The organism is Brevibacillus laterosporus LMG 15441, from assembly GCF_000219535.2.
GTDB lineage: Bacteria > Bacillota > Bacilli > Brevibacillales > Brevibacillaceae > Brevibacillus_B > Brevibacillus_B halotolerans.
In genome coordinates this window covers 3,184,295-3,197,690 of the sequence record NZ_CP007806.1, presented here as the reverse complement: position 1 = coordinate 3,197,690, position 13,396 = coordinate 3,184,295, and the positions used below count along the sequence as shown (strand labels likewise).

Genomic DNA, 13,396 nt, shown 5'->3' with positions numbered 1-13,396 from the left:
GTTATAGTAAATCTTATAATGATAGCGCTTTCTATTGCCGAAATATCGTTATTTTGCTAAGGGAGGTATAAAGTTATGAGTCACATTGAATCTGATTTTTCATTGGTCAACATTCCTGTTCATTTAAAGCAATTCGTTGTTGACCAAGACTATGACAAGTATACACCGATAGATCAAGCTGTTTGGCGATACGTTATGCGTCAGAATTATCATTTCCTAGGGAAAAGAGCCCATACCGCTTACTTAGATGGCTTGCAAGCATCTGGTATCAGTATCGAAAAAATACCGAATATTCGTGAAATGAATCGGTGTTTATCGGAAATTGGTTGGGGAGCAGTAAGTATCGATGGTTTTATACCAGCCGTCTCCTTTTTTGACTTTCAGGCTCATCAAATCCTTCCAATCGCTTGTGACATTCGTACTTACGATCATGTGGCTTATACACCTGCACCTGATATCATTCATGAAGCTGCCGGGCATGCCCCAATCATTAAAGACGAGAAATATCGTGACTATCTGAAAATTTTTGGAGAAATTGGTTCTAAAGCCATTTCATCACGGGCAGATTATGAGTTATATGAGTCGATTCGCTATTTATCTATCGTAAAAGAGGATATCAATGCTACGGAAGAACAAGTGCTTGCAGCAGAAGAAGACCTAGCTCGGAAAACAGCGGCGGTTACGGAGGTTTCAGAAGCTACTCAATTATCCCGTCTCTATTGGTGGACAGTCGAATATGGCTTAATTGGAGATGCTGATCAGCCCCAAATCTATGGAGCAGGGCTATTGTCCTCTGTTGGGGAAAGCATGAGCTGCTTAACAGATGGGGTTAAAAAAATCCCGTTTTCACTCGATGCTTGTATAGAAACTGATTTTGATATCACCAAGCCTCAGCCCCAATTGTTTGTTTGTCGAGATTTTGATCAATTAATTGAAGCGGTGCTTGAAATGAAAGAGAGAATGGCCGTGCATCTTGGTGGCACTGAAAGCTTGCATAAGGCAATCAATAGTGGCCAAATCACTACTAGTGTGTACAGCTCTGGTCTACAGGTAAGCGGTACGCTACATCATCTTATCTTGGATGATCAGGGGGAAGCGATTTATATAGCGACAGGAGGACCTACTGCCCTCGCGTTTGGAGATATTGAGCTGGTGGGTCATGATAAATCCTATCATAGCCATGGATTTTCTTCCCCAATAGGCAAAATAAAAGGAAACGAGAAGCCATTAGAGGATTGGACCGATGCCGAACTTGAAGCCTATGACTTAGTTGTAGGTAAAAAAACGGTGGTATGCTTTGCTTCAGGAGTTGAAGTCGTAGGTCGTGTTTCCTATATTGATCGTATGCAGGATAAAGTGGTGCTAATTGGATTCGATGAATGTAGTGTACGCTATCAAGAGCGTATGCTGTTCCAAGCAGAATGGGGGACCTACGATATGGCAGTCGGAGCCGAGATCGTCTCTGTCTATGCAGGAGCTGCTGACCGCGAAAAATTTCAATCGGGTACACATCAACCCTCAGAGACCCAAACCCGTCGTCCCATATACACAGACGTGCAAAAAAGACAGCAGCAGTTGTATCAAATTGTTCGTAACCTACGGATAGAAGAAGGGGCTGAAGAGGAACTGCCAGAGAGCTTGCAAGCTATTAGGCAAGAACTAGATGCCTCTTATCCGAACGATTGGCTACTGCGATTGGAAATTTTAGAAATAATGATGGATCATCATTTCCCGGAAGCGGACTGCCAGCGACTTCACGCCCAAATAAAAGAAATTGGTGATGCTGATCATGAATTAGCTGTTTTGATTGCGAATGGACTCTCTTTGTTGGAAAATAAATAAGAAAACCAGACCGCCGGTGGGATTTCCTATCAGGCGGTCTCAGTTTTGGAATGCAAATGTTCCTCTTGATACTGTGAATTCAGTCTCGTTCTTTGCTGAGTCCTCGCTTGTATGACCTTTTCATAAAGACTTCTCACGTCATTGATATTTTGTCAGCTATCTAAATAAAATAGAAGAAGAATGACCCGCGTACTGCTGTGAGTTTTGTCACACTTCGTTCACCTGTTATGCAGAACGGAGCATGAATGAATATCTGTGGACTAGAATACATAACAGAAAGAGACTTTTGGGAAATGGGGGCCAATTATGGATACACAACTTACAGTATGGCTAGCATTCGCAGCAGGATTTCTCTCGTTTATATCACCTTGTTGCTTGCCGTTATACCCATCCTTTTTATCTTATATTACTGGGGTTTCGGTTTCAGAGATGAAACAAGGAAAAGCTGTATTTCAGCGACAAGCATTGTTACACACCTTGTTTTTTATTCTCGGTTTCTCTCTTGTCTTTATCGCGCTCGGATTGTCAACCTCATGGATTGGTAGCTTATTTGCATCAAAAAAGGATTTGATTAGGCAACTAGGTGCTATTTTATTAATTTTTATGGGATTAGTAATTACAGGGGTATTAAAGTTTGATTTTATGATGAAAACATGGAAGAAGGACATAAACAATCGTCCGCTTGGGTATACTGGTTCTATCTTGGTGGGAATTACCTATGCTGCTGGCTGGACTCCCTGTGTAGGGCCGATCTTGTCAGGGATCATTACGCTTGGAATGGTGAACCCAGAGAGTGCCCTTACTTATACGCTTGCCTATACGATAGGGTTTGCCCTGCCATTCTTCGTGATGACCTTCTTCATTAGTAAGATAAGCTGGATCATGAAATACTCGGATAAATTAATGAAAATTGGCGGGGGAATCATGGTTCTTTTCGGGATTTTGCTGTACTTTGATAAGCTAACAGATATCTCTATCTACTTAATTAAAATTTTTGGACAGCCTAGTTTATAAAGGAGCTGGATAAAGCATGCGGCAGGTTTTTATCATTCTCAGTTTGCTCGTTCTGGGAGGAGGAGCGATTTACCAAAGCGAGGTCAAAAGTAAATCGCTACCTACTCCGCAACCAATATTGGGACAGTCTATAAAATCTGAACCACAGCAACAGCATCAGGCGAAAGAGACAACCAAAACTCAAGTACAACAAGAGGTCTCTAGTCAGATAGAGCCAAAAGCCAACCCAACCATTGCGCAAGGGGCTAAAGCTCCTGCCTTTGAACTTCCAAGTATGGATGGAACTAGATACAAGTTTTCGGGACAAAGACAGAAGCCACTGGTTCTAAACTTCTGGGCAAGCTGGTGTGGTCCTTGTAGAATGGAAGCTGCTGATTTACAAAAGTTATATGAAAAAAATAAAGGCAACGTAGATTTTTATGCAATTAATCTGACCAAAACGGATGATTTAGATTCCGTCAAGGGATTTGTAGATACCTATAAGCTGACGATGCCGATTCTCTTCGATCAAGATGAAACAGTAGCAAAGCAGTACCAAATCCTCGCTATCCCAACGACTTTTATTATTGATCCTAATGGGGTTGTTACGTATAAGGTAATGGGATCGATTCAACCGGGCGTGTTTCAGACAGAGCTAGATAAAGTAGTCAAAGCAAAAAAATAACGATGCGAAAAGACTGCTATTGCAGGATTTCCTAACAAGAAATGAAGAGCGATATATGTTTACAAAGTATCAAGCTGTCCTTTTAAAAAATGATTTCGATCGTTAATAAAACGACAAATATAGTCAGGCTCGGCGTCAAAGACGTTGAGCTTTTCTTTTTTGTGCGGATCAATCTGGAGGTAGGGACGTAGCAGGCGATGGAGAGACTCGATTCGAGGGCCTATATATTCGGGAGTAAACCAGGAATTTAGTATTTCTGCCATTCTATCTTTGTAGAGCTGTCTGTATGTAGAAGTATCTAGTAGACGAGCGCTCAAGGTATTGTATCCGTCTATATCAACAAAATCATAGGCCATTTCTTTTCCATTACAATCTCGTCCCCAGGTGGCGTCATAATCCCATGGAATAATCTCAAATAAACCTGTCCTCGAATTTCGATATAAAGCGTAATTATGAATAAAACCGTCAAAATTTTGGGTGCATACAGCCCCTGCTAGCCAACTTAGATATTGGTTGATATTAAGGTATCGAGCAATGGTTTCTTCAAAATCAGCTATTGGCGTTGTATTTATGATATAAATCAATTCTCGGAGGAGCTGGATATCCTCCTCTTGGCCATATTTGCGTCGATACCCTGCGTCTAGGCGTGGTTTTACCTCCTCTGTTTTGGGGCTTAACAAGGAAAAATTAGCGTTTCCACTAACAGCGTAGAAAATTGGACCTAGTGGTAGCTGACGCCTTTGTAAAAATAATTCATCGACAGATTCTAATTGAAGATAAAGACCTTCACTAACTCCATTTTTGCATAACACCACAAACGAAGTAGCAGGCGATAAGACACCGAGGAGCTCAAAAAAGGCAAATGACAAGGCATTTCGCATGAACGAGGGGTCCAGCATTTCAGCATTAAGATGAACCTCACGTTGTCCCTGAAAACGGTTGTCATCAGAAAAATAGAGAGTATAAGACTTTTTCGCCAATTCTCGTGTATGGGCACCTCGATAGGAAAGCTGAATGGGGTACGCTTTCTGCTGGATGGAGAGGGAAGCATCTATGCGAACATCCGCTCTGATATGCTGATCCAGGTAAGCAATACCCTCATCTGAGACAGTTACATAATAAACCTGTGGCAAGGCGTGCGACAGAATTTCCATAGAACCCTTCCTTTCTGCTTTATCTTATGAGGAATACGGGCTCTTGGCGCTATGTTTTATTGAGAATAGATAAAGAAATAGTTCACCTTTTTATTTGCAGGAAATATACATACAAAAGTGAGCAAAATTAGCGACATGAGGTGACAGCATGATCACAATTAGTTTATGCATGATCGTGAAAAATGAGGAAGATAGTTTGGCGAGATGCTTGGATTCTGTAAAGGACCTGGTAGACGAAATCAATATTATTGATACAGGCTCGACTGATGGGACTGTAGAGCTTGCAAAACAGTATACGGATCGCGTTTTTTTCTTTGAATGGATTGACGATTTCTCGGCCGCTCGTAATTTTGCCTTTACGAAAGCAACACAAGAATATATTTTGCATCTGGATGCAGATGATTTCCTCTTGGAGATCGACCGTGAACGGTTACGAACCTTGAAGGAAACATTAGATCCGGCTGTTGACTCAGTTACCATGAAATATCACACTGCCTTTGATGAGTTCGATAATCCTATTATGTCTTTCCGCCGAAACCGTCTGGTGAAACGAAGCAATAATTTTCAATGGATTGGTGCTGTGCACGAGTATTTAGCTGTTTGGGGAAAAATTATCGACAGTGATATTGCTGTGACTCATAAAAAGATTCATCAGCACGAAGGGTATTCGACGCGTAATTTGCGGATTTATGAAAAAAAGCTGGAGCGCGGGGAAGAATTTACCATAAGGGACTTGTATTATTATGCAAATGAACTACGAGATCATTCTTTTCATGAAAAAGCGATTGAATATTATATCAAAATGCTCGATTCTAAACAGGGCTGGATTGAGGATGAAATCAATGCGTGCTACAAGATCGCAGATTGTTATGTTGCCTTAGGGGATAAAGAGAAGGAATTAGAATATATAATCAAAGCCTTTTCTTATGATACTCCACGGGCTGAGGCTTGCTGCCGATTGGGTCATATCTTTTTTGGCAAAAAGGAATATCTAAAAGCAATTTTTTGGTATGACCTAGCTACTAAGGTCAAAAGACCGGATAGCTGGGGATTTTTTACAGAAGCATGCTGGACGTGGCTTCCGCATATTCAATTATGTGTTTGCTACAATCGCATTGGACAAAATGAAAAAGCCTATGAGCATAACGAACAAGTAGGGAAGTATCGACCAAATGATCCAAAATATTTATTCAATAAAAAGCTAATAGAGGGATTGTTGAATAAGGAGGAGTCAGGTAGCTAACTTCTTTCACAGGAAAAGTGACCTTCTTTCCATCTACTTCATACAATGTGAGAGTTGAGTGAATTTGTAAGTTTTTGGATGGAAAGAAGGGATGTGGAGTGAAGGTAGGAGTAATTGGAACCGGTGTAATGGGCAAGCATCATGTACGTGTCTACTCCTCGCTCAACGATCATTGCCAATTGATAGGCGTTTACGATGCAGACCAAAAACGGGCGCAAGAGGTCGCACGGGAATATGATATACTTTCGTTTTTTACCCTAGATGAACTGTTGGCCCAAGTAGATGCAGTCAGTATAGCCGTTCCAATACCTGCTCATTTTGAGGTAGGAATGGCTTGTATTCGTCATCGGGTGCATATGCTGATGGAAAAACCTCTCACTGCGACTTTAGCAGAAGCCAGTGAGTTGATTGATCGAGCCAAAGAAGCTCAGTTACATTTGCAGGTGGGGCATATCGAGCTGTTTAATCCTGCTATTGGGGTGTTACGCTCTATTTTGGAGGGTGAAGAGGTTGTCGCCATCGATATGCACCGCATGAGTCCGATGGAACCACGTATTCAAGGAATTGATGTGGTATTGGATGCTATGCTTCATGACATATATATTTTGCAGCATTTACAGCCGGGTGCATTAGCCAGGATGCATGCGGTGGGTCAATCTTATCAAGGAGCAATCAAACATGCTGTAGCACTGTTTCAATTCGAATCAGGAGTTATCGCACAAATCACAGCTAGTCATTTAACGGAAGAAAAAGTGCGTACCTTACGAGTAGTAACTAGACAGGCGTTTGTTCAAGCTGATCTACTCGATAAAAAAGTGGTCATTTCCCGTTCTACAAATTTCTTAGAGAAACAAAGTGATGGCTATAGCCAGCAAAACATTTTGGAAAAAGTGATTGTACCTGGGATTGAGCCACTACGGGCAGAGCTAATAGATTTCTTACAAAGCATCACGAAGAAAACGCCCACTTTGGTCTCAGCGGAGTCAGGTATGCAGGCATTGCAACTGGCAACAGAAATTTCCCAACAAATCCAACAAAATCTATCCGGATAAATTGTTGTAAAAAACCTGTAGCAAATGTGCACAGGTTTTTTTGCTGCTGTTAAGCATCATCTCTAACACTTACAGAAAGGATCGCAAAGAGGAGATGCTCACATCCTAGCGAATTGAAACAGAAGAGAATCAATGCTAAAGGAGGAGCAATCATGGCGATTAACTTGCACTCGAAAACAGGGACAGGAATGACCATGCAGCAATTCATGGAAACAATGGAGAAAAATAAAGAGGAATTCTATGGCTGGTATGAGCGATTTTCGTGGGAAACAGAAAAGGAGCATTCCCAAATAGCAGCCATGGTTCAGCAAGCGGGATTGCGAGCCTTCTTATTGTGTGCAGAATGGTGTGGAGACGTTGTGCGGAATGTACCCGTATTGTTCCGTGTAGCAGAAGCCGTTTCTTTACCTGTAGAAGTATTAGTCATGGAGGATCATCTGGATGTGATGGATCAATTTCTAACTATGGGAGGACGAGCTATTCCGGTGTTGATTATTTGCAACAAGGACTCAGATGTGCTTGCTACATGGGGACCACGTCCAGCGCATGTTCAGAAAATTATGACTGAGTTTAAACAGGAAAACCCTGATCGTGAGGCACACGATTATCAAGACAAAATCATGGTGGCTCGTCAGGAAATGCTTGCCCAATATGGAGAGGGGACTGGCTACCAGCAGGTCATTGTGCAAGAATTATCCGATTTATTCCGTCAGATACAATGATTAGCGTCGAGCGTGGTATAATGGGATCGATTGATAAAGACAGCAAGAGGTGAAAAGATGAGACCTTTACAGATATCAGCAGAAACAGCCGTAAAGTTGGCTGAACAGCTTGGAGTTCCCTTGGAAAGATTAATGCACATGCCTCAGCATATATTGATGCAAAAGCTAATGGAGATTTCAAAGCAGGAAGTCTCAGAGCAAAAGACAGAATCGGATAGCAAGGAGAAATAAGTAGTCAAAAACGCTCGTCTGGACGAGAAGCGATTACACTTACAAGAGATGCCTATCAAGGCATCTCAGACTGTGGACAAACTCTTCTTATGCTACTGATATAAGGAGAGTTTGTTTTATTTTTTGTTGGTAAAAAGTCAGTAATTGAAGAAGCTTACGCTTCTCCTTTTCAGGATTCCAGAGCCAAGTAGCGAGCTTTTTTAAATTCATAGAAGCAAAAACAAGCATCACCTGCATGGTCACTTTTTTAATCCCTCGTAAAGTGGTCCATCTCAAGCCATGCTTTTCCTTTAAATCTGCAAATACTCGTTCAATCGTTTCTTTTCTTCTTGAATAGATTTCTTTATTTTTTGGCGTATGTCTAAGATGATCAGCTTCTTCTATGTATTCCGTCCATATATGACGACTAATTTTTTTCACTGAATCCTTGCTATTTGTACATTGGTTCCGAAAGGAACAATCTTTGCAGATTGATGGATTCGATCTGTACATTCGATACCCCTCACGGGTTGTTGTCTCATAAGATAATATTTCATTTGCAGGACAAATATAGCAATCATAATATTCATCATAAGTATATTCGTATCTCTTAAAGAATCCATCCTTTGTACGTGGTCGCGTATACGGCATTACAGGACGTATACCAGACGTAATGAGGGTTTTAGCAATATAAGGAGTTTTATAGCCTGCATCTACTGCTACTGCATACGGTTTTCCTACTTGATGAATAGCTTGACTTAAAACATCTTGGAACATTTGGCTGTCGTGAACATTAGCAGCTGTTACTTTTGCACTTAAGATGAATCCGTTCTTATCGCTTGCGGCATGGAAAGAATATGCAAATAATCTTTCTTTTTCATCCTTAATAAACCAACCACTATCAGGATCAGTAGTGCTCAACTTCACTTCCTTTTTTATATACTCAGACTTTTTTGGCAAGGGCTTCTTTCCGTGATCGATCCTATCCTGATTTAATTCGTCTGTTAAATAAGATAGATATTTTTTAGGCTCTTGTTCAACTATAGTCTTTATGTATTTCTTCTTATTAGCATTAGCCTTTACATGAGTAGAATCAATAAACATAACAGAAGGATCAACAAATCGATGCTTAAGAGCTTGTCCAAGAATATGTGCGAAAATGGTTTCAAAGAGGTCTGTATCTTGAAAACGACGAGCATAATTTTTACCGAAGGTAGAGAAATGAGGAATTGGTTGAGTGAAGTCATAACCGATAAACCACCGATAAGCTACATTCGTTTCCAGTTCTTTGATTGTCTGACGCATAGATTTTATTCCAAATAAATATTGAATAAATACGATCTTGATTAATACAACAGGGTCGACACTCGGTCTCCCATTATCTTGCGAGTATTTGTCTTTTACAAGGTCGTATATAAAAGTAAAATCAATTGCTTTCTCAATTTTACGAACTAAATGATTAGAAGGGACAAGCTCATCTAATGAAACCACAGACAGTTGGTAACGGGCTTCTGCATCTTGTCTTTTTAACAAGAAACTCACTCCTTTCCACTATATTCATACATTCAACAAAAAAGCGTGCAGACCTTCATACCTTTCGGTATTTTGTCTACACGCTGAGATGCCTATCAAGGCATCTTTTTTCTATTTCAGAAAAAGTGAAAATGGCATATAATGGATATTTACTGAATAGGATAGTATAAGGAAAAATATAGGCTCAGGCTGGGAAAGGGGGAGTTCACACGTGTTGCAAGAATTGGAGACACTTGCTGATCGCATAAATCAAGACCCTTCTACCATTGAGGGATGGTTGGCTGTTTATCAATTCGATGTAAGTGGAGAACGGGGAGGCACCTATCAGGTTCGATTTTGTGACAATCAGGTTCAAGTAATGGAAGGAAACTCTAATCAGGCACAATGTACGCTCCAGCTATCTGACACCAATTTTGCAAAGCTCCTACGAAAACAATTGAATCCTACTGCTGCTGTTATGTTAGGTAAAATAAAGATTAAGGGAGATATAACACTAGCTTTACAATTACAGCGCTTACTTGCTTAATGAGAGAATGTTATGAAATACACAGCTTTTATATAGGTATAAAAAACGGATAGCTACAGTTAATTTTTAAAGATTAATTGTGGCTATCAAATTTTTTTATAAAAAAGTCTTGCTTTTTAATTTAAGTGTATGCTATATTAAAAAAGCCGAAACGGTACTGAAGAAAAACAACAAGCTAGAAAGCTCGTTGTTGACCGTTTAGCTCACATGCGGGTGTGGCGGAATTGGCAGACGCACCAGATTTAGGTTCTGGCGGGCGACCGTGGGGGTTCAAGTCCCTCCACCCGCACCATTTACATACATAACGAAAAGACAAGCTTTCAATATGAAAATGCCGGTGTAGCTCAATTGGTAGAGCACCTGACTTGTAATCAGGGGGTTGTGGGTTCAAGTCCTATCGCCGGCACCATTTTTTTATGGGGAGATAGTGAAGTGGCTAAACACGGCAGACTGTAAATCTGCTCCCTCAGGGTTCGGCGGTTCGAATCCGTCTCTCCCCACCATTTTGGGGTATAGCCAAGCGGTAAGGCAACGGACTTTGACTCCGTCATTCCCAGGTTCAAATCCTGGTACCCCAGCCAACTTTATATTTGCCGGTATGGCGGAATTGGCAGACGCGCGCGACTCAAAATCGTGAGGGAAACCGTGGGGGTTCAAGTCCCTCTACCGGCACTACAATAAAAAAGCGGAATTTACGTTAGATGCGTAGATTCCGCTTTTTTCGTTGTCTATTATTATTTTCTTATCTTGGACTAAAAGAGAATATATAAAAGGTAATAAACGAGAAATAAAATGTAAAATTATGAAAATAAAAAGTAATCATTTTTCTCACAAAAACACTCTTTTTTCTAAGATGATTTTTAAATAAATAGAATTTTGTCAAAACCTTGACAATGGCGAAAACTAGATAGCTCTAAAGGGCTAAAAGTGATGAATCTCACACCCTTTACAAATGTGGGAATGGTTTAATCAAATCGTAAACAATGCCAATTCCTTTTTGAGGAAAAACTGGATGACAAGGAAGAAAAAGAGAGGAGGTCATCGGATGAACAGCTCCCAAACTCAACCGAATCAAAAGGCAGAGAACGAGAAGCATCAGGAAGGCGAACTAAATTTAAAAGGAACGCTAGCTTCGGTCTTTCTAGTAGGTCTGTTTATCGCAGTGACTTGGTTTGCTGTATTTGGGGTTTTTCTAAGCAGGGCATAGCTGGTATAGAGAGGGAATGAACGGGAGGGTATTTTATGCATTTACACCGCTTTGAAAAAATTTGGCTGATGGTTGGGGGCGCGACGCTTGTACTGTTTTTGATCGTCTTGTCTGTCAATGCCTATGCAATGGGGATGATGCCGCCAAGCCATATGAAAATGATAGACCCAAAAAAGGTAGATGAAACTGCCCCATTTGATAATCTAGGACTTCATAAAACTGGTGATAATGAATACGATCTTGTCATGACATCATTTATTTTTACTTTCCAACCTAATCAAATTGAAGTTCCAGTCGGTGCCAAGGTTAAATTTGTCGTAACGAGCAAAGACGTGGTACACGGCTTCGAGATACCAAAAACAAATGTCAACATCATGGTGTTACCTGGTCACATCAGCGAAGTCACTCACACATTTGACAAGCCAGGAACGTACTTAATTCTCTGTAATGAATATTGTGGCGCTGGTCACCAGTTAATGGCAGCTACAATTGTTGTGAAGTGATGCAGAAAGGTAGTGACGATAAAGTATGGTAGCGCAATTAAAGGAATATCATAAAACACAACCGGTGGTAAAAGTAGACGCCGCAGCTGCAAAACTTTCGTTGGCGCATATTTATGTGGCGTATATTGGTTTTGCTATCGCCATTTTGTGCGGCTTGCTTCAAGGTCTGGTACGGGGCGGGGTTATAACCTTGCCATCTTGGTTAGGCTATTATCAGGTTTTAACAGCACACGGGGTATTATTGGGTCTAGTTTTTACAACATTCTTTATTATAGGATTTTTCATCTCAGGTTGTGCTCGCACATCAGAGGGAAAGCTAACACCTTTAGCTTTGAAGCTGGGTTGGATTGGTTGGCTTCTCATGACGGTGGGTACAGCGATGGCAACAGTAGCGATTCTATCCAATGAAGCCTCGGTTCTGTATACATTCTATGCACCAATGAAAGCGTCTCCACTGTTCTATATTGGGTCAGCCTTACTAGTCGTAGGTAGCTGGATGGGCGGATATTCGATTTTTGCGAATTACATTCATTGGAGAAAAACAAATAAGGGAAAAACATCTCCCCTATTTCAATTCATGGCTGTTTCTACCATGATTTTGTGGCAGATTGCAACATTAGGGGTGGCAGCAGAGGTCTTGCTACAGCTCATTCCATGGTCTCTTGGCTGGGTACCAGAAGTGAATGTCCTGCTAAGCCGTACGCTCTTTTGGTATTTTGGTCACCCACTTGTCTATTTCTGGTTAATGCCTGCTTATGTCTGCTGGTATGTTAATATTCCAAAAATAATCGGTGGTAAAGTATTTAGTGATTCGCTCGCACGTTTATCTTTTATTCTGCTTATTCTATTCTCCATTCCTGTAGGCTTTCATCACCAGTTAATGGAGCCAGGTATTTCAGATAAATGGAAAATGCTACATGTAATCTTGACTTTAACCGTAGTATTCCCTTCGCTTATGACGGCATTTTCGCTATTTGCCGTATTTGAAACATCGGGACGTAAAAAGGGTGCAAAGGGCTTGTTTGGCTGGTTTTCGAAATTGCCTTGGAAGGATGTGCGTTTCTTTGCCCCTATGCTGGGGATGCTTGCTTTCATTCCAGCGGGTGCAGGTGGAATTATTAATGCGAGTAACCAGATGAACGCAGTGGTGCATAATACAATCTGGGTTACAGGTCACTTCCATTTAACGGTCGGAACTAGCATTGCGCTCACTTTCTTTGGTATTACGTATTGGTTATTGCCAAATTTAACAGGGCGCAAAATGACCCCTGCCTTGCATCGTGTAGGAATTTTGCAGGCAGTCATGTGGTCGGTTGGGATGTTACTCATGTCAGGTGCGATGCACTATCTTGGGCTTCAGGGTGTGCCGCGCCGTACGGATTACACTACTTACTTTGACAATGCGGAGGCTCTAAGCTGGATACCTCCCCAACAGTTAATGGGCTTTGGCGGTGCTATCCTATTCTTTGCAGGAATACTGATGGTAGGAATTTTATTCTATCTCATCTTTAAGGCACCAAAAGGCGAGGAGGATTATCCAATTGCTGAATCCCAAGAATCAGTGGAACGTACTCCAAAAATTTTAGAGCGCTGGTCTTTATGGCTCGGTATCGCCGTATTTTTGATTATCGTGGCTTATGCATATCCGATCTACCAATTGATTGATCATGCACCACCTGGATCAAAACCGTTTATAACGTGGTAAAAATAAAAACCATCTGAGGTA

The 13,396-nt window shown here is 41.1% G+C and carries 13 protein-coding genes and 5 tRNA genes; 16 read left to right on the top strand and 2 right to left on the bottom strand.

Annotated elements, in window-relative coordinates; translation table 11 throughout:
- Window positions 1–75 precede the first annotated feature (75 nt).
- The 3 genes from BRLA_RS13675 to BRLA_RS13665 all read left to right on the top strand — a co-directional run bounded on the left by BRLA_RS13675 (window position 76) and on the right by BRLA_RS13665 (window position 3,520).
- Entirely contained in the window at window positions 76–1,842 is a 1,767-nt protein-coding gene (locus BRLA_RS13675; RefSeq protein WP_003336023.1) for an aromatic amino acid hydroxylase, read from the top strand.
- 306 nt (window positions 1,843–2,148) lie between these two features.
- Window positions 2,149–2,856: a cytochrome c biogenesis CcdA family protein gene (locus tag BRLA_RS13670; RefSeq protein WP_003336025.1), complete on the top strand. Its 708-nt coding sequence runs from the start codon at window positions 2,149–2,151 to the stop codon at window positions 2,854–2,856.
- A gap of 16 nt (window positions 2,857–2,872) precedes the next feature.
- Window positions 2,873–3,520, top strand: coding sequence for a TlpA family protein disulfide reductase (locus BRLA_RS13665; protein WP_003336026.1), 648 nt, complete (start codon window positions 2,873–2,875; stop codon window positions 3,518–3,520).
- Between the two features lie 59 nt (window positions 3,521–3,579).
- On the opposite strand, the gene BRLA_RS13660 is transcribed toward BRLA_RS13665, so the two are convergent.
- On the bottom strand, window positions 3,580–4,674 hold the full coding sequence (locus BRLA_RS13660; RefSeq protein WP_003336027.1) for a CotH kinase family protein: 1,095 nt from the start codon (window positions 4,672–4,674) through the stop codon (window positions 3,580–3,582).
- A 148-nt stretch (window positions 4,675–4,822) separates the two neighbouring features.
- Here BRLA_RS13660 and BRLA_RS13655 point away from each other — a divergent pair, with 148 nt between their 5' ends.
- From BRLA_RS13655 to BRLA_RS23290, 4 genes are all read left to right on the top strand, one after another.
- On the top strand, window positions 4,823–5,917 hold the full coding sequence (locus BRLA_RS13655; RefSeq protein ID WP_003336029.1) for a tetratricopeptide repeat-containing glycosyltransferase family 2 protein: 1,095 nt from the start codon (window positions 4,823–4,825) through the stop codon (window positions 5,915–5,917).
- A 98-nt stretch (window positions 5,918–6,015) separates the two neighbouring features.
- On the top strand, window positions 6,016–6,969 hold the full coding sequence (locus tag BRLA_RS13650) for a Gfo/Idh/MocA family protein (RefSeq protein ID WP_003336031.1): 954 nt from the start codon (window positions 6,016–6,018) through the stop codon (window positions 6,967–6,969).
- A gap of 152 nt (window positions 6,970–7,121) precedes the next feature.
- Window positions 7,122–7,691 carry a thioredoxin family protein gene (locus BRLA_RS13645; protein ID WP_003336032.1) on the top strand — a complete coding sequence of 190 codons (570 nt, stop codon included), beginning with the start codon at window positions 7,122–7,124 and terminating at the stop codon, window positions 7,689–7,691.
- A 57-nt stretch (window positions 7,692–7,748) separates the two neighbouring features.
- Complete coding sequence (locus tag BRLA_RS23290; RefSeq protein ID WP_003336033.1) at window positions 7,749–7,922, top strand: YycC family protein; 174 nt, start codon at window positions 7,749–7,751, stop codon at window positions 7,920–7,922.
- 87 nt (window positions 7,923–8,009) lie between these two features.
- Here BRLA_RS23290 and BRLA_RS13640 read toward each other — a convergent pair whose 3' ends face one another.
- Complete coding sequence (locus BRLA_RS13640) at window positions 8,010–9,434, bottom strand: IS1182 family transposase (protein WP_003336034.1); 1,425 nt, start codon at window positions 9,432–9,434, stop codon at window positions 8,010–8,012.
- Window positions 9,435–9,645: 211 nt separating this feature from the next.
- Here BRLA_RS13640 and BRLA_RS13635 point away from each other — a divergent pair, with 211 nt between their 5' ends.
- The 9 genes from BRLA_RS13635 (at window position 9,646) to BRLA_RS13600 (ending at window position 13,375) form a co-directional block, all read left to right on the top strand.
- Window positions 9,646–9,960, top strand: coding sequence for an SCP2 sterol-binding domain-containing protein (locus tag BRLA_RS13635; protein ID WP_003336036.1), 315 nt, complete (start codon window positions 9,646–9,648; stop codon window positions 9,958–9,960).
- Between the two features lie 209 nt (window positions 9,961–10,169).
- Window positions 10,170–10,252: transfer RNA gene (locus BRLA_RS13630), tRNA-Leu, on the top strand.
- A gap of 41 nt (window positions 10,253–10,293) precedes the next feature.
- Window positions 10,294–10,369, top strand: a tRNA-Thr gene (locus BRLA_RS13625).
- A 9-nt stretch (window positions 10,370–10,378) separates the two neighbouring features.
- Window positions 10,379–10,463: transfer RNA gene (locus tag BRLA_RS13620), tRNA-Tyr, on the top strand.
- Between the two features lie 3 nt (window positions 10,464–10,466).
- Window positions 10,467–10,541, top strand: a tRNA-Gln gene (locus tag BRLA_RS13615).
- A gap of 11 nt (window positions 10,542–10,552) precedes the next feature.
- Window positions 10,553–10,632: transfer RNA gene (locus BRLA_RS13610), tRNA-Leu, on the top strand.
- 373 nt (window positions 10,633–11,005) lie between these two features.
- The gene (locus BRLA_RS23770) at window positions 11,006–11,167 is read left to right on the top strand and encodes a cytochrome c oxidase subunit 2A (protein WP_119912705.1); all 162 of its coding nucleotides are present in this window, start codon (window positions 11,006–11,008) and stop codon (window positions 11,165–11,167) included.
- A 35-nt stretch (window positions 11,168–11,202) separates the two neighbouring features.
- Window positions 11,203–11,670 carry a cytochrome c oxidase subunit II gene (locus BRLA_RS13605; protein ID WP_003336039.1) on the top strand — a complete coding sequence of 156 codons (468 nt, stop codon included), beginning with the start codon at window positions 11,203–11,205 and terminating at the stop codon, window positions 11,668–11,670.
- A gap of 25 nt (window positions 11,671–11,695) precedes the next feature.
- The gene (locus BRLA_RS13600; protein WP_003336040.1) at window positions 11,696–13,375 is read left to right on the top strand and encodes a b(o/a)3-type cytochrome-c oxidase subunit 1; all 1,680 of its coding nucleotides are present in this window, start codon (window positions 11,696–11,698) and stop codon (window positions 13,373–13,375) included.
- Window positions 13,376–13,396: the final 21 nt, after the last annotated feature.